The organism is Sphingobacterium paucimobilis HER1398, assembly GCF_000416985.1.
GTDB classification, from domain to species: Bacteria; Bacteroidota; Bacteroidia; order Sphingobacteriales; family Sphingobacteriaceae; genus Sphingobacterium; species Sphingobacterium paucimobilis.
In genome coordinates this window covers 468,917-495,650 of sequence record NZ_ATDL01000022.1, presented here as the reverse complement: position 1 = coordinate 495,650, position 26,734 = coordinate 468,917, and the positions used below count along the sequence as shown (strand labels likewise).

Annotated in this window: 22 protein-coding genes; 18 read left to right on the top strand and 4 right to left on the bottom strand. The window is 39.9% G+C overall.

Going from position 1 to position 26,734, the window contains the following annotated elements:
* The first annotated feature begins 1 nt into the window (after position 1).
* From M472_RS44840 to M472_RS43740, 15 genes are all read left to right on the top strand, one after another.
* On the top strand, positions 2 to 520 hold the full coding sequence (locus M472_RS44840) for a hypothetical protein (protein ID WP_021072331.1): 519 nt from the start codon (positions 2 to 4) through the stop codon (positions 518 to 520).
* Positions 521 to 593: 73 nt separating this feature from the next.
* The gene (locus tag M472_RS43800) at positions 594 to 1,040 is read left to right on the top strand and encodes a GreA/GreB family elongation factor (protein WP_021072330.1); all 447 of its coding nucleotides are present in this window, start codon (positions 594 to 596) and stop codon (positions 1,038 to 1,040) included.
* Between the two features lie 110 nt (positions 1,041 to 1,150).
* The gene (locus M472_RS43795) at positions 1,151 to 2,620 is read left to right on the top strand and encodes a hybrid sensor histidine kinase/response regulator (protein WP_021072329.1); all 1,470 of its coding nucleotides are present in this window, start codon (positions 1,151 to 1,153) and stop codon (positions 2,618 to 2,620) included.
* A 6-nt stretch (positions 2,621 to 2,626) separates the two neighbouring features.
* Positions 2,627 to 6,223 (top strand): response regulator, encoded by a 3,597-nt coding sequence (locus M472_RS43790; protein ID WP_021072328.1) that lies wholly within the window; start codon positions 2,627 to 2,629, stop codon positions 6,221 to 6,223.
* A 10-nt stretch (positions 6,224 to 6,233) separates the two neighbouring features.
* Complete coding sequence (locus M472_RS43785) at positions 6,234 to 6,605, top strand: response regulator (protein WP_021072327.1); 372 nt, start codon at positions 6,234 to 6,236, stop codon at positions 6,603 to 6,605.
* The gene (locus M472_RS43780; protein WP_021072326.1) at positions 6,605 to 7,426 is read left to right on the top strand and encodes a CheR family methyltransferase; all 822 of its coding nucleotides are present in this window, start codon (positions 6,605 to 6,607) and stop codon (positions 7,424 to 7,426) included. Before M472_RS43785 ends, M472_RS43780 begins: the two co-directional genes overlap by 1 nt.
* 10 nt (positions 7,427 to 7,436) lie before the next feature.
* Positions 7,437 to 8,006: a chemotaxis protein CheB gene (locus M472_RS43775; RefSeq protein ID WP_021072325.1), complete on the top strand. Its 570-nt coding sequence runs from the start codon at positions 7,437 to 7,439 to the stop codon at positions 8,004 to 8,006.
* 23 nt (positions 8,007 to 8,029) lie between these two features.
* Positions 8,030 to 8,386, top strand: coding sequence for a response regulator (locus M472_RS43770; RefSeq protein ID WP_021072324.1), 357 nt, complete (start codon positions 8,030 to 8,032; stop codon positions 8,384 to 8,386).
* A 63-nt stretch (positions 8,387 to 8,449) separates the two neighbouring features.
* Positions 8,450 to 9,040, top strand: a complete 591-nt coding sequence (locus M472_RS43765) for a sigma-70 family RNA polymerase sigma factor (RefSeq protein ID WP_021072323.1) — start codon at positions 8,450 to 8,452, stop codon at positions 9,038 to 9,040.
* Between the two features lie 77 nt (positions 9,041 to 9,117).
* A complete protein-coding gene (locus M472_RS44835; protein WP_021072322.1) occupies positions 9,118 to 10,128 on the top strand; it encodes a FecR family protein in 1,011 nt (336 codons plus the stop codon).
* Between the two features lie 69 nt (positions 10,129 to 10,197).
* Entirely contained in the window at positions 10,198 to 13,536 is a 3,339-nt protein-coding gene (locus M472_RS43760; RefSeq protein ID WP_200859653.1) for a SusC/RagA family TonB-linked outer membrane protein, read from the top strand.
* A gap of 37 nt (positions 13,537 to 13,573) precedes the next feature.
* On the top strand, positions 13,574 to 15,091 hold the full coding sequence (locus M472_RS43755) for a RagB/SusD family nutrient uptake outer membrane protein (RefSeq protein ID WP_031302091.1): 1,518 nt from the start codon (positions 13,574 to 13,576) through the stop codon (positions 15,089 to 15,091).
* A gap of 4 nt (positions 15,092 to 15,095) precedes the next feature.
* A complete protein-coding gene (locus tag M472_RS43750; protein ID WP_021072319.1) occupies positions 15,096 to 15,371 on the top strand; it encodes a LysO family transporter in 276 nt (91 codons plus the stop codon).
* Positions 15,361 to 15,963, top strand: a complete 603-nt coding sequence (locus tag M472_RS43745) for a lysine exporter LysO family protein (protein ID WP_021072318.1) — start codon at positions 15,361 to 15,363, stop codon at positions 15,961 to 15,963. The genes M472_RS43750 and M472_RS43745 overlap by 11 nt, the downstream gene beginning before the upstream one ends.
* Positions 15,964 to 15,973: 10 nt before the next feature.
* Complete coding sequence (locus M472_RS43740) at positions 15,974 to 17,890, top strand: MGH1-like glycoside hydrolase domain-containing protein (RefSeq protein WP_021072317.1); 1,917 nt, start codon at positions 15,974 to 15,976, stop codon at positions 17,888 to 17,890.
* A gap of 46 nt (positions 17,891 to 17,936) precedes the next feature.
* Here M472_RS43740 and M472_RS43735 read toward each other — a convergent pair whose 3' ends face one another.
* On the bottom strand, positions 17,937 to 18,611 hold the full coding sequence (locus tag M472_RS43735) for a superoxide dismutase (RefSeq protein ID WP_021072316.1): 675 nt from the start codon (positions 18,609 to 18,611) through the stop codon (positions 17,937 to 17,939).
* 119 nt (positions 18,612 to 18,730) lie between these two features.
* Positions 18,731 to 19,696, bottom strand: coding sequence for a hypothetical protein (locus tag M472_RS43730; protein WP_021072315.1), 966 nt, complete (start codon positions 19,694 to 19,696; stop codon positions 18,731 to 18,733).
* A gap of 160 nt (positions 19,697 to 19,856) precedes the next feature.
* Here M472_RS43730 and M472_RS43725 point away from each other — a divergent pair, with 160 nt between their 5' ends.
* Together M472_RS43725 and M472_RS43720 are read left to right on the top strand one after the other, a co-directional pair.
* Positions 19,857 to 20,504 (top strand): MgtC/SapB family protein, encoded by a 648-nt coding sequence (locus M472_RS43725; protein WP_021072314.1) that lies wholly within the window; start codon positions 19,857 to 19,859, stop codon positions 20,502 to 20,504.
* A 396-nt stretch (positions 20,505 to 20,900) separates the two neighbouring features.
* A complete protein-coding gene (locus tag M472_RS43720; protein ID WP_021072313.1) occupies positions 20,901 to 24,029 on the top strand; it encodes a TonB-dependent receptor in 3,129 nt (1,042 codons plus the stop codon).
* A 52-nt stretch (positions 24,030 to 24,081) separates the two neighbouring features.
* Here M472_RS43720 and M472_RS43715 read toward each other — a convergent pair whose 3' ends face one another.
* A complete protein-coding gene (locus M472_RS43715) occupies positions 24,082 to 24,786 on the bottom strand; it encodes an LOG family protein (RefSeq protein WP_021072312.1) in 705 nt (234 codons plus the stop codon).
* Positions 24,787 to 24,909: 123 nt separating this feature from the next.
* Between M472_RS43715 and recR the strand changes: the two genes are divergently transcribed.
* A complete protein-coding gene (gene recR / locus M472_RS43710; protein ID WP_021072311.1) occupies positions 24,910 to 25,530 on the top strand; it encodes a recombination mediator RecR in 621 nt (206 codons plus the stop codon).
* On the opposite strand, the gene M472_RS43705 is transcribed toward recR, so the two are convergent.
* Entirely contained in the window at positions 25,484 to 26,725 is a 1,242-nt protein-coding gene (locus M472_RS43705) for an MDR family MFS transporter (protein WP_021072310.1), read from the bottom strand. The two genes, recR and M472_RS43705, sit on opposite strands and share 47 nt — an antisense overlap.
* Positions 26,726 to 26,734 lie beyond the last annotated feature (9 nt).

Below are 26,734 nucleotides of genomic sequence, written 5' to 3'. Positions count from 1 at the left end.
AATGAAAAAAATTGCATTATTAGCGGTAGTCGCGGCAGCAATCACATTTGCATCGTGCAACAATTCTCCTTCGAAGGACAAAAATGCGGACGGTGAGGTTACGGCAGGTGAACAATTAGATCACTCTTTAGATAAGATGGATCAAATATCTAAAGATGCGGTAGCACAGACAGAAGCTGATTACAATAAAGCTAAGGCTGATTTGGATGCTGCGGTAGCGAAAGGAGATAAACAAGCTGAAGAAACTGCACGTAAAGCGTTGGCTGATGCAGAGGCTGCTTGGAACAAAACCAAAGAAGCTGTAAAGGAAGCAGGTGACAAAGTAGAGTCTGGTGTTAACGATGCGGTAGATGCTACGAAAGAGGCTGCTAAGAAAACAGGCGATGCTATAGAAAATACAGCAGATAAAGCCGGAGAAAAATTGAAGGATGCTGGAGATAAGGCAGAAGGAGCTATAAAAGACGTAGCTAATGAAGCTGATAAAAAAGCTAAAAACTTAAAAGAATCTTTGAAAAACTAAATTTTAAGGATTAATACTTTTGTAAACGCCCGGTATAAACGGGCGTTTACTATTTATATGCACGCTGATACGGATGAACAAAGAAAATATATTGGACGCTTGTTTCGAATTTGTAAATAATCGAATCAAAGAGATAACATTGGCGATAGAGTCAGCAGACAACTCGCTGAAAGAAGATACTAAGAGCAGTGCTGGAGATAAGTATGAGACGGGAAGAGAAATGATTCAACAGGATCTAAACCGATTTCAACAGCAGTTGGCTTTGGCAGAAGAAGATTTGAAAACTTTGGAATGGATCAGACAGGCCAAACCGACGACCACGGTGTCGTTGGGCAGTTTGATTGAAACGAATAAGGATAACGTATACTTTGTCGCAGTCAGTATTGGAAAGCTCTCTGCTTATCCGAATGTATATGTCATATCGCCCCGATCGCCGATTGGGCAGCTACTGTTGGGTAAGCAATTAGGGGAAAATGTCGAGTTTAATAAACAGTCTTTTATACTCGAAAAGATTTCATAAAGGGTTAGGAATATCCTCTTTTCTATTTTTTTTATTTATTTTGGTAGTGACGCCTAGAAGGATAGGTGTTATCGTTGTTGAATTTAAACCGTCTAACTAATTGTTGATTGATGATTTTGATTGTAGATGATAAACCTGAGAATATTTTTTCACTGCGGAGTTTGTTGGAGACCAAAGGTTTTCAGGTAGATACAGCATTGTCTGGAGAGGAAGCACTGAAAAATGTTTTGAAGAAGGATTATGCGCTTATAATATTAGATGTACAAATGCCGGGGATGGACGGTTTTGAGGTTGCAGAAACCTTAGCTGGCTATAGTAAAACCAAAGAGATTCCAATTATATTTCTATCTGCAGTTAATACAGATAAAAAATTTATAACCAAAGGGTATGCTTCAGGGGGCATAGATTATATTACCAAGCCTGTAGATCCTGATATCTTGATGCTGAAGGTAAAGACTTTTTATCGTTTGTACGAACAGACATTGGCACTCAATGAAGTAAAACGGAAGCTACAACAGGAAGTGGAAAGTAGAAAGCAAGCACAGGAGGAACTCAAAATCAAGGTTGATTTTTTGCATACCGTGTTAGAAACGATACCCCAAATAGCATTCACTGCAGATTCTAACGGACATATCACATTTGTGAATGAAAATTGGTTCAAGTATTCCAGATCCACAGTTGACCTTCCTGAATTCCATCCGGAAGACACCCTTATCCATACTTTTTTTGAGAAACATATCGAATCAGGAGAACCGTTTGAAGCCGAGATTCGAATAAAAAGTGTGATTAGTAACGTATATCGTTTTCATTTGTTGCGAATTATTCCGATAAAAGAAGGAGGGAGAGTCAGTAGTTGGGTGGGGACCTTTACCGACATTGAAGACCAGAAGCAGGTAGAGAGTAAAAAAGACGAGTTTCTAAGTATAGCAAGCCATGAACTTAAAACTCCATTGACAAGTATTAAGGCGTATATACAGCTATTGGAGAGATTAGTCAGGCAGGAGGGGAATGAAAATGTCTCGACTTATATTCATCGAGCTCAGGATCAGGTGATAAAACTGGAGAGTCTTATCGCAGATCTGTTGGATATTTCAAAAATAGAAAATGGAAAGCTAAAAGTAAACTTTGCTCCATTTGATTTGGAAAGCCTGGTTGAGAATGCAATCGATACCATTTTGCATACCCATGAGCATTTGGATATTCGAATCGAAAGAGAGGGCGAACCTCTGAATGTAGATGTTTGTGCGGATGTTATTCGTATTGAACAGGTCTTGATCAATTTTTTGACGAATGCCATCAAGTATTCACCAGGTACGGAAAAAGTCATTGTTCGGACGGAAATCAAGAATGGACAAGCTTATGTAAAAGTGCGGGATTTTGGAATAGGAATACCGAAAGAGAAGCAAGAGCATGTATTTTCCAAATTTTATAGAGTGGAGGAATCTTCGGTGAAATTTCAGGGATTAGGCATAGGTCTATATATATGTGCCGAAATAGTACGGCAGCATAACGGTACTTATGGAGTGGAAAGTGAAGAGGGGGAAGGAACAACGTTTTATTTTAGTATACCATTAAATTAAATAAGGATGCCTAAGCAAGTCATTAGAAAACTGCAGTTTGGTTTTGGAATATCACTACTTATACTTCTTGCAAGTTCGATCGCATCTTACGTGAGTATAAAGAAGCAGATCGACAATCGAAAGCAAGTTGTACACACACAAGAGTTGATACAAGCAGTAAATCATATTCTTATTGATCTACAAAATGCGGAAACAGGACAACGAGGATTTTATCTCACCAATAATGATGCTTTTTTAGAGCCTTTTTTTAAAAGCCAGGTGTCTTTGCCAGAATCTTTTCGAGAAACCCGAGATTTGGTAAAGGAAAACGTGGAACAGAAGAATGTGGTGGATAGCTTATCCTTATTGGTAGAGGCTAGGATGGGAATTTTGGAGAAGTGGGAAAGGGAAAAAAAGGAAGGTAAAGTAATAAGTTCGGAGCAGCTGGTGGAAGGTAAAGTGTATATGGATAGTTGCCGCAATTTGATCAACCGTTTTCTAGATAAAGAGACCGCGGTATTGAATGCACAGAACGCAGACCTAGACGAATCATCTCAAGTTACTTCTATTTTTATTGTGATTGCAGCAATACTGTCTCTAGGGGTAACTGTTTTCTTCTATTTGCAGATTCGTAGGGAATTTAGAAAAAGAGAAAAGCTGCAAGATATCCTTGCGAAGAAGGAAAGTGATATGCGTGCTCGTGTCCGCATGATTGAACGTGTCGCTAAGCAAGTGTCTGCGGGAGATTATTCGGTGCGTGTTACCGATACCGGCGAGGATGATCTTGGCAATCTGGCTAATTCATTGAATCGAATGACTGCCTCGTTGGAAAAATCATTTGATGAAATTCATAATAATGAATGGAAGCAAACTGGGTTGGCTTTATTGAACGAAGTGTTGGGAGGCAATAAGAATGATAAACTGATTGCTGAAGATGTGTTGGCTCACCTCATCAATTACGGAGAATGTATGAATGGTGCCCTGTATCTATTGGACAAGGAAAAATTGGTCTTACGTAGTCACTATGGATTAGAAGGTCAAATGCGCAATTCGTATGCTCCGGGAGAAGGAATGGTAGGGCAGGTGTTCGTGGATAAACGTGTCAAGTTGTTGGAAGATATTGATGATAATAGCTTTGTGGTTAGTTTTACCAACGGGCAATTGAAATTAAAGCATGTTCTATGGCTGCCACTGGTGCTGGAGGGACAATGTTACGGTGTCGTGGAGCTGGGAGCGTTGGATAAATTTGAAGCCTTAGAAATTTCTTTCTTAGAAGAAGCAGGAAGGATTGTGGCCTTAGAGCTTTTGGCGGCAAGAGGACGTAGCTATATACAGAGTTTGTTGGAAGAAACACAGGCGCAGTCGGAAGAGTTACAGACGCAACATAGTGAGCTGGAAAATCTGAATACAGAACTGGAGGCTCAGGCTCAAAAACTACAGGCTTCTGAAGAGGAACTGCGCGTACAACAAGAAGAGTTGCTGCAGAGTAACCAGGAACTTGAGGAACGATCGAAGCTGTTGGAAGAAACGAATGACCTGATAGCAAGTCGAAACCTGGAGATTCAAAAAAAGGCGGAAGAGTTAGCCTTGACTACCAAATATAAATCAGAGTTCTTGGCCAATATGTCCCATGAGCTGCGCACGCCTCTAAATTCCATTTTATTGCTTTCACGTTTGTTGTCTGAAAACGTGGAACGGAACTTAACGGATGAGCAGATAGAATCGGCTAATGTGATCCAGAGCTCTGGTACGGGGCTGCTGACCTTGATTGATGAAATCTTAGACCTCTCTAAGATTGAGGCTGGTAAGATGAAATTGGAGTATGAAGAAGTCAACCTAGCCGCACTGTGTAGGGAGCTGGAGGGCTTATTCGTACCTATCGTTAAAGAAAAAGGTATTGCGTTTAAGGTGGAAATTGACGAATCTGTTCCTGATTTTATGGATACCGACAAGTTGCGCTTGGAGCAGGTCCTTCGCAATCTTTTGTCTAATGCAATCAAGTTTACGATGGAAGGAGAGGTTAGTCTACATATCAGCATGTGTACGAAGAATCCGAACTTTGTACGGTTTGCGGTGAAGGACTCGGGAATAGGTATCAGTGAGGAAAATCAAAAATTGATTTTTGAAGCCTTTCAACAGGCAGATGGTTCAACAAGAAGAAAATTTGGAGGTACTGGATTGGGACTCTCGATAAGTAGGGAGATCATGCGCCTGCTTGGTGGACATATTGATCTCCAAAGTCAGCTTAATGAAGGTAGTACATTTACTATTGCCATACCGCTGGCCCGAGCGAATAAGGGGGAAATGATACCATCCTTACCTACAGTAATAAAAGAACAATCTACCGTAAGTGTGCTAACAGATGGGGAGACAGCGCTTTCTTATCAGACCATCGAAATACCGGAGGATGTGCCTGATGATAGGAATAATATCCAACAGGGGGATAAGCTGATCTTGATCGTGGAGGATGATACGAATTTTGCAAAAGCACTTTTAAAGTATACACGGCAACAGAACTATAAGGGAATTGTATTGGTTCGCGGTGACTTGGTATTGGAATTTGCAGAGAGATACCAGCCTTTGGCCGTGTTGTTGGATATACAATTGCCCGTAAAAGATGGTTGGCAAGTGATGGATGACTTGAAGAACAATCCCAAGACAAGACATATTCCGGTGCATATGATGTCTTCGCTAAAAATGAAACGGGAAAGTTTGATGAAGGGAGCTATAGACTTTATCAATAAGCCGATAGCTATCGAGGAAATGGGGCGTATTTTTGAACGTATCGAAGATGCGCTCACGCGTAATCCGAAGAAAGTACTAATTGTAGAGGAGAATGCCAAGCATGCCACTGCACTGTCCTATTTTTTGAGCAACTTCAATATACAGTCGGAGATAAAAGAAAACGTGTCCGAAACGGTAGATGCTCTAATGTCTGAAAATGTAAATTGTGTAATCTTAGATATGGGTGTGCCGGACAAGGTTGGTTATCAAACACTGGAGGCGATAAAATCGAATAAAGGGCTGGAAAATCTTCCTATTATTGTATTTACTGGAAAACAGTTGTCACAGATTGAAGAGTTGAAAATCAAACAGTTTGCCGATTCCATTGTCGTAAAAACAGCACATTCTTTTCAACGTATTTTAGATGAGGTGGGACTATTCTTGCATCTTGTCGAAGAGAATAATGGACATGTTGACAAAAAGAAAGTGAATAAGTTGGGATCGCTTAGCGAGGTGCTAATAGGCAAGACTGTTTTGGTTGCCGATGACGATGTACGTAATATATTTTCGCTGACTAAGACATTAGAACCTTATCAGATGGAGGTATTGTCTGCTACCAATGGTAGGGAAGCGCTTGAAATTGTAAAAGAAAACCCAAAGATATCAGTAGTGCTGATGGATATGATGATGCCAGAAATGGATGGGTATGAGACTACGAGAGAAATCAGGAGCATACCGAAATTCTCCCGTTTGCCGATAATTGCGGTTACGGCAAAAGCGATGATCGGAGATCGGGAGAAATGTATACAGGCAGGAGCATCTGACTATATTTCAAAACCTGTGGATAAGGATCAACTGCTGTCATTGCTACGTGTATGGTTGTATGAGTCTAAAGTATGATTTATAGAAGATGGGAATCAAGAAAATGATATTAATAGTGGATGATGATGCGCGTAATATTTTTGCCCTAAAGCTAACGCTACAAGCAAAAGGTTATAAGGTGATCACCTCCCAAAGTGCAAAGGAAGCATTGGAGCTGCTTTTGGCTGAAGATCAGATTGGGCTGGTACTGTTGGATATGATGATGCCTGAAATGGACGGGTATGAAGCCATTGGTATGATGAGGAAAGTCGAGGGAAGAGCAGATATCCCCATAATAGCGGTCACGGCTCAGGCAATGGCTGGAGACCGAGAAAAATGTATAGAGGCAGGCGCTAATGATTATATTTCGAAGCCTATTCAAGTAGATATCCTTATGGATGTTGTAAGAGAGTGGATATAATGCTAGAACCGGATATATTAAAAGATGGAGAGATTACATTGCTGCTTAACGATGTAGCAACCTTGTATGGCTATGACTTTAGTCAGTACAGCAGAGCATCGCTAAAGCGTAGGTTAAATAGAATCTGTCTTGTAGATCGGTTTTCCAGTTTTGCTGAACTCCGCTATCGGGTAGTCAACGATGCGTCTTATTTACAACGTTTTGTAGAAGAGATCACGGTCAATGTGACAGAGATGTTTCGGGATCCTGGTTTTTATAAAACGCTTCGTAATGAAGTTATTCCTAGATTAGGAACATACCCACTCATTCGGATCTGGATAGCAGGTTGCTCTACAGGTGAAGAGGCATATTCAGTTGCAATCTTGCTTAAAGAAGCTAATCTTTATCACAAGTCGTTGATGTATGCTACAGATATAAATCCCAGCGTACTGGAAAAGGCTGCTAGGGGGATTTTTCCTTTAAGTCAGATGAGGTTGTATTCTGAAAATTATATTCTATCTGGAGGAAAGAGTGACTTTTCGACTTATTATGTCGCCGGATATGATAATGTAAAGTTTGATGCCTGTTTAAAAGAACGTATGATTTTTTCGACACATAATCTAGTGTCCGATACTTCTTTTAATGAATTTCAACTGATATTGTGTCGCAACGTCCTTATATACTTTGATAAAGAGCTGCAAGATAGGGTGTTTCGAGTTTTTGATGAGAGTCTGCAAAATTTGGGATATCTGGCTTTGGGGACAAAGGAAACGCTGCGTTTTTCTCCTCTTGAAAACCGGTATAGACAGTTGAAGGACGAAAAAATATGGCGTAAGCACTAAGAAAATAACCATGGGAAAGAAGGTCGTATTGATTGGAGGATCGGCGGGCAGCATACATGCGCTGATTGAGATTTTACCCCTTTTGAAGGTCGATCTCATGTTGAGCATCGTCATCATACTACATCGTAAGGCACATCCGGAAAGTACGCTAAGTATGCTGTTAAATGCTTATAGCGAATTGCCCGTAATTGAGGTAACTGATAAGATGCTATTGGAAAGTGGTAAAATATATCTCGCACCAGCAGACTATCATCTTCTTTTTGAACCTGATTCCTATATGTCATTAGATGTATCAGAGAAGGTTAATTTTTCGAGACCGTCTATTGACGTGGCCTTTTATTCTGCGGCTCAGGTGTTCGGAGAAAATGCAATAGGTGTTTTATTGTCGGGCGCTAATAGTGATGGCGTCGAAGGACTTTCCTATATTACACAATATGGTGGTAGTATATGTGTACAGGATCCGAATACCGCTGAGGTCGATTTTATGCCAAAGCAAGCTTTGAAGCAGTTGGATGTTGACATGGTGTTGTCTCCATCCGATATTGCAGATTATATCAACGCGTTAAACAGTAAATTGTAAGTTCTTATTTAAATCTTTATAGTATGGGAAAGAAGGTAATGATTTTTGATGATGACAAGACAATCCTCAGTATATTTTCTATCGTATTGGAAGCGTCTGGGTACCATGTCGAGAGTTCGGAGACATCGCACGATATACTCGAGCGGTTGGAAGAAGTGATGCCGGATGTGATTATTATGGACAACTGGATTCCTGAGATAGGGGGGATTGAGGCGACGAAGCTGCTTAAAGGTAACCCTAAGTTTAATCATATTCCTGTAGTCTATTGCTCTGCGAATAGTGATATTGCTTCACTTGCTGCTCAGGCTGGTGCAGAGGCTTATTTGCCGAAACCTTTTGATCTCGAGGATCTGGAAAAGACAATAGCAGCCTTGGTATAATAGCAATAAAACCAAAAATTTGTTATTTCATAATTTTTCTTTAGCTTCGTTTAAAGCCGAATTATGAACAAGCAGTCCATTCTGAAAGAATTTTTTCTTAATGAAGAATTGGTAGAAGAGGTATTTAACCTTTACTTCGATGACTTGTGTCGTTTTTTAGGATACTATACTCGAGATAGGGAGTTAATCGAAGATTGTCTTCAAGATATATTTGTAAAACTGTGGGAAGATCGAGCTACACTGAGTATATTTCATATTAAGACCTATCTTTATAAATCTTCACGAAATAGAATGCTGAATGTCTTGAGGGCGCAAAATAGCAGGCTGTTACGGGAAGAAATCTGGGCAACAGAGGAAATGAGCAGAACCTATGCACAGGAATGTGTTAATATGGAGGAGTTTGCTCTATTCTATAATGAAGCTGTTGAAGCTCTTCCTGAAAAGTGTAAAATGATCTATCAATACTGTAAAGATGCCCATAAATCTTATAAACAGGTGGCCGAAGAACTTCAACTCTCGGTAAAGACCATTGAAGGCCAGATGTCTATTGCCTACCGAAAAATCAAATCCCATATTATCTATAAGTATCAAATCTCCGACCCTGGATCGTTGTTATTGTTGTTGACAATGCAGGGCGCCATATGGGCTGTGTAATTTTATTTTAAAAAAAATAAAATTCTTTTAGGGGTTTCTCTTATCGTCTGTGTCTATTAGATAGTAAACCAAGTACGATGAATAGTAATTATAAACCTTCTTTAGAGCTGTTGGCTGCGTACCTTTCCAATCGATGTAATCAGGAAGATAAGGATAAGATCAATGCGTGGTTGTCTATAGATCCCAAAAATGGTGTTTATATGGATCAGCTTAGAACAGAATGGCGATATATCGATGAAGAACCTATTCAATTAGATACCAAATCAAAAAATAAAATATGGGATCATGTTTATGGAAAACTGCGTCCTAGACCGAGAGTTGTTGTTTTTAATCCAAAGCGATTTTGGTATGGCGCTGCCGCAGTGGCCATGATTTTATTTTTCCTAGGAGGAGGGACTGTTTTCTTTATCCAAAAGAATGCAATACAAGAGCAACTGCAGCATCAGCTCACCACTATAAAAACGAACACAGGCCAAAAATCAGAAGTCCTGTTGCCTGATGGGTCTGTTGTGTGGTTGAATGCAGGATCGAAGATTTCGTATCATAATACTTTTAATCAAAATGACCGTAAGGTCATCTTGGAAGGAGAAGCTTTTTTTGATGTCAAAGAAAACGAAGATCTGCTTTTTGTAGTAGAGACTGCTAGTTTGGATGTAGTGGTTAAGGGGACAGCATTTGATGTCTCGGCCTACCCAGAGGATAGGCATACGGAGGTTTCGCTTGTTCGTGGAAAGGTAGATATACAAAATAAGAAAGGCGAATTGGTTCGGAAATTATTACCGAATGATTTGATTCGATATGATAAAGAGAAAAATGTATATGCTTTCCGTCAGGATAATAATGCCATACAGTATAGTGCCTGGAAGAATGAAGAGCTGATTTTTGAGAATGAATCGTTGGATGTCGTCGTTAAAAAGCTTGAGAGGTGGTATGGTGTAGAAATGGATTGGGAGCATGCTAAATCTGCTAAGAGGTATACTTTCAAGGTGAAGACCGAAAGTCTACGTGAAATGTTACAGTTAATCAATGTTATAACTCCACTCGATTATAGAATCGAAGGGAAGCAGGTAACCGTTAGGCAGCGTTAAAATAAGACTGAAAAACACAAATTATGTAATCACTTAAATAAACAAATTATGCTGAAAAAACCAATTCTGATGAGCTTTTTGTTCCTCAGCCAGACACTTTTTGGCCTTAATGCTCAGGAGGTGAGTGGTAAAGACAAAAAGTCGGTAAACCTAAAATCACTGATTGAAGTGGTTGAAAAGAAATATGGGTACTCCTTCATGTTTAGTAACTCTGATATCGATGTCAATACCCTGGTCGCTTATGACGAACATGCCAGTAATCTGGAGGCGTTATTAAAGAATGCTTTAGGAAATAGTGGGGTGTCCTATGAAATATCGGGCAAACGCGTTCTATTAAAGAAGGCTAGAAAGGGAACACAAGAAAATGAAGTAAAAGGGCTAATCCGTGACGAGCAGGGAAACGCGTTGGCAGGAGTAAGTATATCTACGCTGAAAAGTGGTAAGAATACCGTTACGGATCGAAATGGGGCTTTTACTATAGAAGTGGATGGTAATGAACGTTTAAAAATCAGTTATGTGGGGTACTTGGACCAAGAAGTAGCAGCTTCAGCAGGAAAATACCTAAACATAACCTTGCTTCCGGGGAATGAGGAGCTGGAAGAAGTCGTAGTAATCGGTTATGGTACGCTCAAAAAATCTGATGTAACAGGGGCCATTACAACTATTGATGCAAAAGATTTAGCAAAACGTGCAACATCGAATCCAGTTGAAGCGCTACAGGGAATGGCGGCTGGAGTCAATGTGCAGAAAAATAGTGGTATTGCAGGTGCAGGAATACAGGTGAAGATTAGAGGGGTTAATACCTTCGGTAGCAATAATCCACTATATATTATTGATGGATTCCCGGGGTCTATCAGTAATGTGAATCCTAACGATATCGAGAGTATGGAAATCCTTAAGGATGGAGCAGCCGCGGCGATATATGGTTCAGTCGCCGCCAATGGAGTTGTGATTGTAACAACGAAAGCGGGGAAGTCTGGGAAGGTATTGGTGGATATCAATAGTTTTGCCAATATCACTTCTACAGCCAATCGTCTAGAAGTATTGGATGCCAGTGGTTATGTCAAGTTGCATCGCCAAATGTACGAGGAGAATAATAAATACTCTTCTACTCCTGTAGCATTACCTAATTACATTAATAATCCAGGAACTGCCAATACCGATTGGCAGGATGCGGTCTTTCGGAAGGGAGTAAGTACAGCGCATAGCGTGGCGGTGCGTGGCGGATTTGAAGACACTCGATATTCCTTATCCGCTAATCTTGGAAACGATAAAGGTGTGGTCATAGCGAATAATTTTAAAAAGGAAAATGTTCGGATGAAGCTCAATACACGTAAGAATATATTTACGATAGAAGGAAATATGGCTTATACTAATTCCAAATATCAGGGGCCTAATTTTTCTTTAAAGGAAGCTTATATGATATCACCTTTGGTACCTATTTATGACGATAAACAGGCTGGAGGTTTCGGCTTAACTAACTGGGGTGGTATACCGAATAATGTAAATGTTGTGGCCGATGAGCATTTCAAAACGAGCTGGACCAAGAATCAGGAGTTTGCAGGGAATGCATTCGTAAATGTAGATATCTGGAAAGGTCTTACTTTTAAGACGAGTTATGCGTTTAATGGAATAAATAGCCAGAACTATTATCATACTCCAGCATTTACCTCGGATGAAAAGAACCCTTACGAATATCCCTATTACAGCGAGGAAAGAAGTTACTGGCAGGAGCAGGTTGTGGACAACCTCTTGAATTATCAAGCCGATTTTGGTAAGCATAGCATTAACGCTTTGCTGGGTACATCATTAACACTGCAGGAGTCCAATTGGAATGCGATCGGTGTAGAAGGAAAGAATATCGTATACTCGGTTGAGAATGGTGGATTAGTTACGAGGGAGGCTGCAGAAGGGTTTTTGGATCCTTATTTTATGACAATCGATGCCGGACAAGGGGGAACATACAGCGGTACAGGATCGAAGTACCAATACAATCGTTTTTCTGTGTTTGGTCGTGTTAATTATACCTATGCTAATCGTTATTTACTTCAATTTACTTTGCGAAGAGACGGCTCTTCTAAATTTGGACCAGATAATAGATATGGTAATTTTCCTTCTTTAGCATTGGGATGGAAGATTGATGAAGAGGAATTTTTTCCTAAAGGGGGATTGGTGAATCAACTGAAACTGCGCGGTAGCTGGGGTAAACTGGGGAATGAAGCCGCTTTGAGATATTATGACCATCAGGCTTTAATCTACTCCGATAATAGTTTGATAAGAGGTTATGTACGTGGAGGAGGAAACCCTTGGCCAGGAAGTATCGCTACTAATCTGGAGAATAGAGAGATTGGTTGGGAGACTACTGTATCTCAAAACATAGGTGCAGATTTTGGTTTGTTTAATAACGCTTTAAAGGGGGCAATAAACTATTATTCCAATACCACTGAAGATCTATTGATTACGAAAAAGATAGCGCCTTCGTCTGGTTTGGTAGACCCCGTATTGAATGTGGGTAAAATTCGGAATAGTGGATTTGAGTTGGAATTGAAGTATACTAATCAAAATAATCCTTTTGCCTATAATGTAGGTGTTAATCTCGCGACCTTGAAGAATAAAGTAATCTCCCTAGGTGGAGAGGATCAAACGCTATATGGAGTAGGGCTTAAATTTGGGGCCGAGCACTTTCCCAACCAGACCCGTATCGGATCTCCTATAGGCGGATTCTTCTTGTATCAGACCGATGGCATTTTCCAAAATATGGATGAGGTGAACGATTATGTCAATTCTGAAGGAGAATTATTACAGCCTAATGCCAAACCTGGGGATATTCGTTTTGTCGATAGCGACGGCAATGGTACCATAAATGATGATGATAAGCAATACAGCGGTACTGGTCTGCCTAAGGTGGAAGTCGGTATTACATTGGGCGCATCTTATAAAGGCTTCGATATGTCTGCATTGTTGGGAAGTGGATGGGGCCACAAGCTATATAACGGTAACCGTTACTTCTTTGAGGCGATGAGTTCAGGTTCTAATTTTCTGAGTTCGACGCTTGATGCGTGGACTGAAAGCAATAGAAATACGAGTGTGCCTAGAGCTGTATTAGGTGATCCTAATGGCAATAGCAGGGAATCTACCCGTTTTCTGGAAGCAGGTGATTTTATCCGTCTACGTCAGGTACAGCTGGGATATACATTGCCGAAGCATGTTCTTGGGGCAATCAAATCAGAAAATCTAAGATTCTATATCAGTGGACAGAATCTATTTACATGGACCAAGTATAATGGTGTTGACCCTGAGTTTGGGAGTCCAACAGTTGATGGCTCAAGCGTATTAAGTACAGGTGTAGACCGTTATATATTTCCATTTACTAAATCTTATACTTTGGGCGTACAGTTTCTATTCTAAGATAATAGATGAGTATAGCTAACTAAAAATAATAAAGATGAAAAGAACAACACTTAAATATATAGTTCTCTGCTTGATTTTGTCATCAGCGACCATGTCCTGCAGTGATAGATTGGAGTTATCTGCACCAGATCAATTGACATCAGCTAATTTCTGGCGTAATGCATCTGATGCGGAGGCTGGATTAGCATCTGCCTATTCCCAATTGGAATCCTCTACGGATGTATGGGAGTTTTCTGAAATTAAGTTTCCTGTTGAAGCCTATAGGGAGGATATCTGTGTTATAGGGAGTGATGCGATGAATTATCAGACTTGGGTGGAGCTCTACAACTTTACCTATACCAATGGAAATAGCCAATTTTCGAGGTATTGGGATATCAACTACACGGGAATAGCTTTTACAAATCAAGTCATCGAGAAAGTGGCAACGATCGATATGGATGTAACGTATCGCGATCAGATCATTGCGGAGGCAAAGTTCTTACGGGCTTACTACCACATGAAGTTGTTACTCAACTGGGAAAAAATAGTTTTGCGGGATGTATATATAACGAATGAAAGTCAGATTAATAAAGAACTATCATCGCGTACAGAAGTATGGGATTTTATTATAAAGGATTACGAGGAAGCAATAGTTGGCATGGCACCAAAGCATACGGAAGCTAATGTAGGTCGAGCAACGAAAGGTGCTGGCTATGCTTACTTGGGATATTGTTACCTCACCCGTGCCTATGAAGAGGTTGCGAGACGGGACGAAATGTTGGAAAAGGCAGAAAAAGCGTTTAGAAATGTAACTGGTTATAGTCTGGAGAAGAACTTTCTGTCTATGTTTGATGGTACCAATAAGAATAGTAAAGAATCTATCTTCGAACTTCAGTTTACAGATAATACGGCCAATGGAGCAAGTTATCGCACAGCTATACACAAGTGGATTGCTACAGGCGAACTCGAAGGCTGGGACGAGATCACGCCAAGTGATATGTTGCTGGCCGAGTTCAAAAAAGAGGGAAGGGTGGCTACTACTGGAAATTATGATTCGCGCCTCTATCAAACCTTATTCTGCGAGGACCCTTATTTTAATGATGTCAACACACCAAGGGTCTATGGAAAGACGTACAATGAAAAGTTTGAGCAGGGGTCTGGTCGTATGTGCTTCAGGAAATATCTTCCAGCAACATTTGATGACCTGAATAAATCTAGAACCGCAGTCAACTTACCTCTAATGCGCTATGCAGATGTACTCTTGCTATTGGCGGAAACGCTAAATGAACAAGGTAAGCCTAGCGATGCTATTCCTCTTATGAATGAGGTACGGGAACGTGCGGATATGCCAGCACTGTCTTCAGGACTGGATAAGGAACAGGTAAGAAAGCAAATCGAACATGAACGTATTCTTGAATTTGCATTGGAAAATACGCGTTTTTACGATTTGAGAAGATGGGGCAAAACGAAAGAAGCATTGCACGCGATAGGAAGAACGAACTTTGATCCGAATAAACATAATTTTTATCCAATACCTTTGTTGGAAATTAAGTCTAACGATAAGGTGAACTAAAAATATGTTGGTTGTATTCTTTATCATGGTGGTCGGAGTAGGTGTAGGGATTGGCGTCAGGTCAATCCCTCATTTCCGACATGTTGGAAAATGGATTTCGGGAGCTATTTACTTTTTACTCTTTTTATTGGGAAGGGAAGTTGGGACGAATGACCAACTGTTGTCCAGCCTGAGTACGTTAGGAATACAAGCTTTGTTGATTACCTCTGGTGCGTTGGTCGGAAGTGTATTTTTCGCATGGGGGATTTATAAGTTTCTTTTTCAAAACGATGAAAGGTAGCCTGATTATTGTCGGTTTTTTTGTTCTCGGGGTTCTTTCGGGAATAGGCGATATATTTCCTCCAGACTTTTTTTCTATACATGCTAGCCAATATGTGCTGTATGTGCTCATGTTTTTGGTAGGCCTGAGCATAGGCTACGATAAAGAGTTGATTCATTCTTTGCGGCAGACCAACTGGAAGATTTTGTTGGTCCCTATAGGTACTATAATAGGGACTTTGCTTGGAACAGCTGTGATAGGAGTATTTATACCTCAGTGGTCAATAACGGAAAGTATGGCTGTGGGATCTGGATTTGGTTATTACTCCTTATCAAGCATTTTTATTACAAAGTATAAAGGTGCAGCTCTAGGGACGATTGCATTGATGTCTAACATCATGCGGGAGATATTTGCCCTTTTGGCTACTCCGCTATTGGTGCGTTGGTTTGGTCGGTTAGCACCTATATCAGCCGCAGGCGCGACCAGTATGGATACGAGTTTGCCTATTATCACACAATATAGTGGAAGAGCGTATGTGGTGATAGCTATTTCGCACGGTATCATCGTGGATCTCACGGTGCCTTTTTTGGTTACTTTCTTTTGTTCTTTTTAAATAATTTAATATGTTGAGATATTTTTCTTGGATAGGAATGTTCGTTTTATCAGTCTTCAGTATGGCTTGTTCTGATTCAGAGACTATGGGGAATAAGACTGCTTTTAATATGGACGACTATAATAATCTATTTGATATAAGTCAGGATCCTCTAGCGGGAAAACGTCTTACCAATCCCCTATATACGGATGGAGGGGCATGGTTGGGATATGGTATTCCTTTGGATACGAATATCGCGGCTTTCTGCGGCCCTTATGATTTAGCTTCACGGAATTGGTGGAGTTCTGCAATTGTGGAAGTGTTGGGTGCGGAGCCGATCGTAGAGGGAGAACTCGAGCGGTTGGGACGGGATAGTATCGTCTCTTATGTGGACCGTTTGTGGATGCGGTCTAATTATAAAGGAGGGAAGGTTGAACAGACGCTTCGATTGTTGTCGGATTCAACGTCTTTGTTGGTGATAGCGAATAGTTCAGCTGATCCTGTTTGGGTTTCTGGGGCACTTTTGAAAGGGGGATGGGAGCAGGACGGAAATCATATCTGGACGGAGAATGAGAAGGGGGAGGTTATTATGTTGTCATTTCCGGAAGGGGGGACGCTAAACACTAAGTCAGGAAGATATGTAGGCTGTCTGATGGGAAAGCATCATGTCGTTGCGATTACGCATTTCCGTAACGGTTTCCATAGAGAGGATGCTATAAAAGACGGAGCTAGGATTATTCGCGAGGAGCAGAGGCTAGTCGAAGCACAGCGTATAAGGTGGGAGAATTATTTGAAACCAAATTTTAGAGCGGAACTATCTTTTGAAACTCATCGAGTAATGATCAAGAGTGTGGCTACATTGATGAGCAATTGGCGTTCAGCAAGGGGAGATATAAAGCATGATGGTATTGTACCTTCTCATGTTGCTGATTATTTTGTTGGTTTATGGGCTTGGGACTCTTGGAAGCATGCTGTAGCCGTAGCTCATGTAGATATTAATCTGGCGAAAAATCAGGTACGTGCCATGTTTGATTTTCAGGATAGTGCTGGAATGGTGGTGGATTGTATTTATCCAGACAGTAAGGAAAATAATTATAGAGACTCTAAGCCACCATTGGCAGCTTGGGCTGTAAATGAGATCTATGAAGTCAATCAGGATAAGGAATTTGTTGCGGAGATGTATGATAAGTTGTTGCGCTACCATAACTGGTGGTATGCTAATAGGGATCATGACCATAACGGTATTTGTGAGTATGGTGCAACCGATGGAACATTGGAGGCGGCAAAATGGGAAAGTGGTATGGATAATGCGATCCGTTTTGACGATGCAAAAATGCTTCAGAATAGTCCGGGGGCATGGAGTATGGATCAGGAATCGGTTGAACTGAATGCATACTTAAAACTGGAAAAGGGATATCTGAAAAAGTTTGCCGCTATTCTGGGGCGATCGTTTGAAGATAGTAATGAGGATGTCGTAGCTCCTTTCTTTGATGAGAATAGAGGTTATTTTTTTGATCGTAGGCTGGGAGGAAATTGGATTGAACACTTTGGCCCAGAGGGATGGGCACCACTGTGGACTGGTTTAGCAACACAAAAGCAGGCCGATGCTGTGGTAAAGGTGATGAGGGATACAACAAGGTTCTCTACATTTATACCTTTTCCTACAGCCGCTATTTCAGAAGAAAAATTTATGGATAGGGGATATTGGAGGGGACCGATATGGTTAGATCAGGTTTATTTTGCTGTATCGGGATTGAGACGTTATGGTTATACATCGCTTGCAGACGCTTATACAGAACAGGTATTTGATCGACTCGATGGATTGAAAGATGAAGGTGCAATCCACGAAAACTATGAAGCTCGTACAGGTAAGCGCTTGAAAGCTCCACATTTCAGCTGGTCGGCGGCACACCTCTTCTTGCTATATAAGGAATTTAAAACACTGTAAAAATAAATAAGCATCCCTAGGGATGCTTATTTATTTTATTGAGTTGTTATTTCTTTAATGCTTGTTCGTATCTGTTGCTTACTTCTTTCCAGTTTATAATGCTCCAGATAGCTGCTAAATAATCAGGACGTTTGTTTTGATATTTTAGGTAATAGGCATGTTCCCAAACGTCAAGACCTAAAATAGGTGTTCCTTTTTCTTCAACCACATCCATTAGTGGGTTGTCTTGGTTAGGTGTCGAACTAACGAACAATTTACCGTTTTTGTCAACAGAAAGCCAAGCCCAACCTGAACCGAAACGAGAAACTCCGGCAGCATTTACTTTTTCTTTCATAGCATCTACAGAACCGAAAGTTTCGTTGATGGCTTTTGCTAATTTATCTGAAGGTTTTGTGTTTTTCTCTGGAGTCAAGATCGTCCAAAAAAGCTCATGGTTGTAGTGGCCACCGCCATTATTTCTGACTGCTGCACTTTGACCTGATATTTTTGATAACAGTTGCTCAATACTTCCTTTTTCAGCAGCAGTTCCTGCAATTGCTTTGTTTAAATTGGCTGTATAGGCAGCGGCATGTTTAGAATAATGTATCTCCATAGTCTTGGCATCAATCGCATTTTCGAATGCATTGTATCCATATGGTAAAGGGGTCTGCTTAAATTGTGCGAATGTAAACTGTGCGGAAAATAATGCCGCTGCAAATAATGCTGTTTTAACTAGTTTCATGAGTTTTTAGTTTTAATTATACCCAATATTAACAATATCCATGTTAAATAGCGATTAAGATTTAATATTTCTGATCTTTTTCGACAGAATTATTACATTAGGTGGATCCGTTAATCCTATTAAATTTTTTCGATCTCTAGCGATAGGGCCATAAGCTCTTGTTTGAGTAAGTTGATGTGTGATTCGACTTGGTCATACATATCTGCACGGTTATTAAGTTCTTCAGCTTTGTATCTGCCACCTTTACCAAAATAGAGTTTATCTAGTACCAGCTCTTCATCTTCTTCGTCTATTTGTCCGAAATTTTTCCACTTTTCGATAATCTGTTTTCTGACTGATTTGGTATCCGCTTCGTTGGGGTCAGCATAGTTTAGATAGTACCAGATAAAAGGAGGGAAGTTGGCGGATGTCTCGCTTCCGAACCATATATCTCTTAACGCATTTCTCTCGTGATAGAACTCTATTTTACGCTTATTGAACAGCATAAATAGACCAATAGAAGCCTCGGCAATACCTGTCCCGATGCCAATCGTATTGCTCACACGTTCATTACTGATAGTTCCTCCCGTAGCAATGGCTCCACTAGCCCCTATAACGATGGCGCTAATGGTAAGTTTAGACTCTAGATCACTTTGTTTGCCTTCCAAAAAATTTGCGATTTGACTGGTTCGTTCTTCTTCGCAGTCTAGTTCTGAAGAAACTGCAGATACGATAAGGGATGCGTTGTTTATTTTCTGAAAGATATCAAGCCTCAAACTCATCATGTCTAATTTGTGTTCGACGGATGCGGTTTTTACGCTGTTTTTAGCGTGCGTGTATTGAGTCAGTTGATCTAAGATGCCTATTGCATTCGCTATGTTCAGACTTTTCTTTGATATCTTAGAACTTAATATCGTGTCTATTTTCAACTGATGCAGTGGGATTGGAAGATCGCTTGCGTGATAATTGTATACATTTTGTTGGTTACAGTTACTGTGTCTCAATTGGGACGAAAAAGAAGAATAATTATAGGATGCGCAAGAATTTAATAACAAGAGGGTAAGCACAATTCCTGTCATTTTGGGTAGACGTCCTTGTAAGATCATAAGGTTCGATATTAAAGTTGTTATAAATGTAAACTTTAGTTTAATAAGGCACAATAATCTTCTTGTTTTTTTATCTGTTTATGGATAACTTTCCAGACACGTGTAGCGGTGCTTGAATAGGACCTATATAAATAGTAGTGAATTTTATTTTTCGAGCGTTATGTTAGAAGTTTTTTTCTCCAATGAGAATTTACAAACGGTTCTGGTGTCTCTTCTATGTGGTTCTATTGTGGGGATGGAGCGGGAGTATAGAAATAAGTCTGCTGGATTCCGAACGGTGATCTTGATTTGTCTAGGTGCCACAATATTTACTATGGCGTCTCGTTTAGGAAATCTTTCAGATGATCGGATTGCTGCGAATATCGTTACAGGAATTGGATTCTTGGGAGCAGGCGTTATTTTTAGAGGTAAATTTTCCGTTCAGGGATTGACTACCGCAGCAGTGATATGGACTGTGGCTGCGGTAGGAATGTTGGTGGGATTTGGCCAGTTTATACTGGGTATTTCACTAGCTGTGCTGATGGTGGTCGTCCTTTCGTTATTCCAGAAGATGGAAACTTTCTTGTCCAATGTGTACTTTTCTAGGACGATTTATGTGACTTTTATTGATAATAGGGTAGGGCGTCTGTACGAATTCGAGACATTTTTGATAGATCAAGGAGTCGATGCGATACGTAAGGGAATTGAAAAGAATGGAGAAAAATTGACGGTTGTATATGATATTTCCAGCCGTCGACAGCGCGTTCGTATGATGAATGAAAAGATCATCTCTTTGGAGTATGTGGATTCCTTCAGTAATATATCATAGACTTCATCTCTTTCTAATAATTTTTTTCGATACCATAGGATATTGAAGTTATTTAAATCAGTCTTTTTTTTATTTAAATATCTTGTTTTCTTTTTGTTTAGTTGTTTTTGTAACCAAGGTTTGTTACGAATGACTATATGTGCATAACTTATTTTAGAAATTATTCAAGTGTTAATTATTGTTAAAATTATAATTTATTCTTTAGTTTTTGAATGAGTTTTCAAAAAAAGATGTTTGTTGGGATTGTATTTTGAAATAAATGGATTTTTTGTTGCATAAGTTGTCATTGGAGTGTTGTTATGTGCTGATGTTCTGTGTATTAAATTTATGTTAACCGTATTGTTTTGATAATACTCTTATTAATTTTGCTGCCGATATAACTATCTAAAAATTAATATGAAAAAATCTTTACTTTTTTTCGCTTTGGTTTTGGCCAGCTATGGTACTATCCAAGCCCAGGTAACAACAAGTAGCATGAATGGGGTCGTAACGGAGTCCTCAGGACAGGTGACTGTTGGTGCAACTATTAAAGCTGTCCACGTGCCCTCGGGAACAGCTTATTCTGGCTCTGCTAACTCAGCAGGACGCTTTAATCTTGCTAATATGCGGGTTGGTGGCCCCTACCGTGTAGAGATCACTTATGTTGGACAAAGTCCGATAGTTTATGAAGATGTATATCTTCAATTGGGGCAGCCTTTTGTGTTGAATCCTATATTTGGCGCTTCATCAACTGCCTTAGAAGAGGTTATGGTTAATGCTACTGTGACGAGAGGAACGAAAACAGGAGCATCCACCACAGTGTCTAAACGTCAGTTGGAAAGTATGCCTACTCTTAGTCGTAGTCTTCAGGATTTTACCAGGTTAACACCTCAAGCTAATGGTAACTCTTTTGGTGGAGCAAATAATCGTTATAATAACATTACCATTGATGGGGCCGTTAATAATGATGTATTTGGATTAGCAGGCTCTGGTACACCTGGTGGACAAGCTAGTACACAACCTATATCACTTGATGCAATACAGGAGATTCAGGTTGTATTGGCGCCTTATGATGTGACATTTGGTAACTTCACTGGTGGTGGTGTCAATGCTGTTACACGATCAGGAACGAATACGGTAGAAGGATCGGTATATTTTTTCGGGAGAAATCAAAACACTATAGGTAAGGACGTGTTAACTAGACAGAAGTCTGATAAATTTACAGACAATCAGTTTGGTTTTCGTGTTGGGGGACCAATTATAAAAGATAAATTGTTTTTCTTCCTAAATGGAGAGATGGGACGACGTACCGCTCCATTGTCTTATGCGGCGGGGGAACCAGGCGCTGCTATTTCTGTAGAAACAGCTGAGCTTATAGCGAAACATACGTTAGATAAATACGGATATGACGTAGGTTCTTATGGGCCTATGGACGCGCGAACAGAGAATAATAAGATTTTTGCCAAAATTGATTATAATATTTCAGATAAACATCAGCTTTCGGCGCGATATAATTTCATTGATGCTTTTGACGATAATATAGGACGAGGCTCTTCTTATTTACGTTTTGGTAATAATGCGTATAAGTTCTCTAACAAACAACATGGTTTTGTTGCAGAGTTAAGAAGTAATTTTAATAGTAGGTTTTCTAATAATCTAATTGTGGGTTATACCTCTGTAAAAGATAGTCGTGATATTTCAGGAAGTTTGTTTCCTCAGATCACTATCCGAAACATAGATAATATTTCTGGTAACTCTGTCGATTTTGGCTCACAAAGGAGTTCAACGGCTAATAGTTTAGACCAAAATGTGTTTGAATTTACCAATAATTTTAAATGGAATGTTGGAAATCATACTTTTACTTTTGGTACGCATAATGAGTTTTTCAAATTCAGGAATTTGTTTATTAATAACGCGAATGGATATTGGCAATTCAACTCGGTGCAAGATTATATAAATAATAAGCCAAATCAGGTTGAAGTAACTTATGCATTAAATGACGACGGTGTTCAACCCGAAGCAAAATTTAATGCTGCCCAATTAGGGTTTTATGCTCAAGGGGAATCATTATTGAATTCTAATTTAAAGCTTACTTACGGTTTACGTGTAGATGTTCCAGTATTCAATGATAAGCCGTTGCGTAACGAAAAAATTGAGGAGTCTTTCCCTGGCTATCGTACCGACCGTACTCCAAGTGGTAAACTGTTGTTCTCTCCTCGTATTGGTTTTAATTATGATGTACAGGGAGATCGCTCGATTGTAATCCGAGGTGGCGCGGGTATATTTACAGGACGAGTACCATTTGTGTGGTTGTCGAATCAGTTTAGCAACAACGGTGTTGATTTTGGGACAGTGTTTGCTAGAGGGAATGACATCAATGGAGGGAATGGTTTTGATCCTAGTATAGAAAACCAAAAAAATATGGGGGCGGGGTCTACGCGAGCTGAGGTTAACTTAGTTAGTGAAGATTTTAAAATACCTCAGGTCGGACGTTTTAATCTTGCTGGTGATTTCAAGCTTCCTTATGGTATTTTGGCAACAGTTGAAGGAATTTATTCAAAGACAATTAATAATATTGTATACTCTGATATTAATATCGCTGGTGCCAATGGAACAATTGACAAAGATCTGTCAGGAGGAGTTGACTTAAGACCTAATTATGGAGGTAAGCGTGTTAATAGCAAGGATTTTACTAACGTTATTTTAATAGATAACACGAATAAGGGATATACGTATAGTCTGACAGGTCAGTTGCAGAAAAGCTTTAATAGTGGTTTTAATGCTATGGTTGCTTATACATATGGACATTCAAAAGCTGTTAACGACGGTTCTAGTAGTACAGCCCGTTCGAACTGGCAGTTTGTGCAGATTGTTGACGATCCCAATAATCCATCATTATCTAATTCTAATTTTGATTTAAGGCACCGTATTGTTGGTAACTTAGGATATAGTATCAGTTATGGTAAAGATAAAATGTTTGGCACATCAATCAACTTGTTTTATGCGGGTAGATCAGGAGGAGCGTTCACCTATCTTTACAATGGAGATCTCAATGGGGATGGAGCAAATGGTAACGATTTATTGTATGTGCCCAATAATGCCAACGAAATCAAATTTGTTGATTTAAAAGACAAGGATAAAAAGGTCATTGCTACACCTCAACAACAATGGGAAGCTTATAATGCTTTCATCGAGGGAGATGAATATTTGAAAACAAGAAGAGGACAGTATGCTGAGCGTAATGGTGCTTTCATGCCGTGGGAACATCAGTTTGATTTGCGTATCGCACAAGATATCGGTGGCGTCTTTAATGGTTCGAAAAACAGATTGCAGCTGACATTTGACATTTTTAATGTAGGAAACCTTTTGAATAAAGATTGGGGACGTAGTTATTCTGTAAGTAATGGAGCTTATCAACTAGTTTCTTACAACAGTAATGAAAAAGGATTCAATTTTGCAGCTCCAAAAGATAATCAGCCATATTCAGTGTCATCAATAGCATCTAGATGGCAAGGACAATTTGGTATTAGATATATCTTTAATTAGTCATTCACTTGATATAATGGAAAAGCCACCGTATTGGTGGCTTTTTTAGTTTCTAAAAATTCGGTTTCAACAGGTATTTGTCATAGAAGCGGAAGATATGTTCCACAGCTTCTTCTGCAGTATCTACCAAGCGGAATAATTTTAGATCTTCTGAGGCGATATAAGCGTTGGAGAGCATTGTTTTTTCTACCCATTCTATTAATCCTCCCCAATAGTCTGATCCTACTAAAATAATAGGGAATCGAGCAATTTTTCCAGTCTGAATTAGCGTTATCGCTTCAAACAACTCGTCCATGGTACCGAACCCTCCAGGCATAACAATATATCCTTGCGAGTATTTCATAAACATTACTTTACGGACGAAGAAGTAGTTGAACTCCATGATCTTGTCCCTGTCGATGTATTTGTTATGAAATTGCTCGAAGGGGAGCTCAATGTTCAAACCTACTGATTTACCACCAGCTAGATAAGCACCTTTATTAGCAGCTTCCATGATGCCAGGGCCTCCACCTGAGATTACACCGTAGCCTTTTTCAGCGAGAAGTTTTGCTATTTCTACAGCCATCTCATAGTAATGGTGTGTTTCGGGTGTGCGTGCTGAACCAAATATAGATACACAAGGACCTATCTTGGCCAGTTTTTCAAAACCATCTACAAACTCAGACATAATTTTGAAAATCTGCCATGAGTCTTTCACTTTTATTTCTTGCCATGTCTTATTGGCAAATGAATTTCTGATTCTAGTCTCTCCTGTCATATATACTTATGATATCGTGAACAATATGCCACAATATAGCGAAACAGGAAAGAGTATGCAATACCAGTATTGAAAAGAGTTCGTCAATGCTGAAAATAGGAAATTACTTTTTACTTTTGTGTAATGAATTTCTCCTCCAAATTATTGCAGCATGCAGTCGAAGAGTTTGGTCGCCTGCCTGGAATCGGCAACAAGACAGCATTACGTTTGGTATTGCACCTATTGAAACAGTCGGATCAAGAGGTAAGCCGCTTTACCCAAGCTATTGACCAGTTGAAGGAAAAAATTCAATATTGTCAGGAATGTTATAATATTTCTGATGAGCCTATCTGTGAAATCTGTCGGTCGATAAAGCGGGACAAGTCTACGATATGTGTGGTCGAAGATACTCGGGATGTAATGGCTATTGAAAATACAAATCAATACCAAGGGGTGTACCATGTTCTAGGAGGATTGATATCGCCAATGGATGGTATAGGACCTTCTGATTTAAAAATAGAAGGTCTTTTGGAGCGCTTGCGTAAAGGAGAGGTGAAAGAAGTTATATTGGCTCTCAGTGCAACTATGGAAGGTGATACGACTATATTCTATCTGTATCGTAAGCTTCGTGAGTTTGATGTAGAGGTAAGTACAATTGCTCGTGGTATTGCCTTTGGTGGAGAATTGGAATATGTGGATGAGATAACATTGGGGCGTTCTATCCTAACTCGTGTGCCTTATGAACGAAATTCATCTTGGAAATAATCCAATAGAATGCTATGCTTACAACTAACAAGACCGTTCCGGTAGTTGTCCATAGTACGTTGTAGCCAAAGTGTTCCGCAATGTAGGTGCCTAGGTAGGGCGAGAAGATATTGGCAGCGGCAAATGCCAATGAATTAAAACCCATGTACGCACCCTGATTATTCTTTCCTGCCCGCTGTATCGATATCGTAGCAGTGAAAGGTAGCGTCAGCATCTCCCCTGTGGAAAGTACAAGCATTGCTAAGAACAGCCAGATCATTCCAAAATCAAAATTGAGCATGTAATAAGATGCAGCTGCAATAGCTGTCCCCATAAGCATGATCTGTCTCACTGTCATTCGATTTTCGATCAAATGTATCAAAACCATCTCAAATAGTACAATGACGAAGCCACTGAAGCCTAGTAGTAATCCAATTTGACTAGAATCTAGTTGATGGACATCTCTGTAAAATAAAGGTAAAGTCGTTATCAATTGAAAGAATGCCATGGAAAATAAGAAACAGAAGAAGTTGAATCCGATAAACAATCCATCTCGGTATGCATTCCTTTCAGGGATAGTCTGCTGTTCCGAAGATTTTTTGGTTTCTTGATGAGTATATTGACTATTTCCTTTCTTATTTCTAAAAAAGTAAATAAAGACAACGACAGCTATACTCGCAGCAATCGCATTTCCATAGAATATCCAGTTGTAGGAAAAAGTAGCCAAGAACCCACCAAGGGCAGGACCTATCGAAAACCCCAAGTTGACAGCCATACGGTTTAAGGAATATGCTCTAGTGATATTCTCTGGTTTTGCATATCGGGCAACAGACACCGAGTTGGCAGGTCTAAATGTATCCGCTACGAGTGTCAATATAAAGATCATACCCGCTAGCCCCTCAAACGAACGAAATAAAGGAAGTATTAAAAACAGGGGGATGACTAGAACCAGACTCCAACTCTGTACTTTGAAGTTGCCGAATCGATCGGTGAGCCAGCCGCCAAGCCAGGAACCAGCTACTGAGCCTAAGCCAAAACAACCCAGTACCAGGCCGATCTGTGTTTTGGAAAAACCAAGTTCTGAAGACATATATATACCCAGAAAAGGAATGACCATAGATCCTGTACGATTGATAAGCATGACCAATGCCAACAGCCAAGCAGCAGGAGATAGTCCTTTATAAGAGTTTATGTAGAGCCGTACAAGTGCTTTCAATAGGAAGAT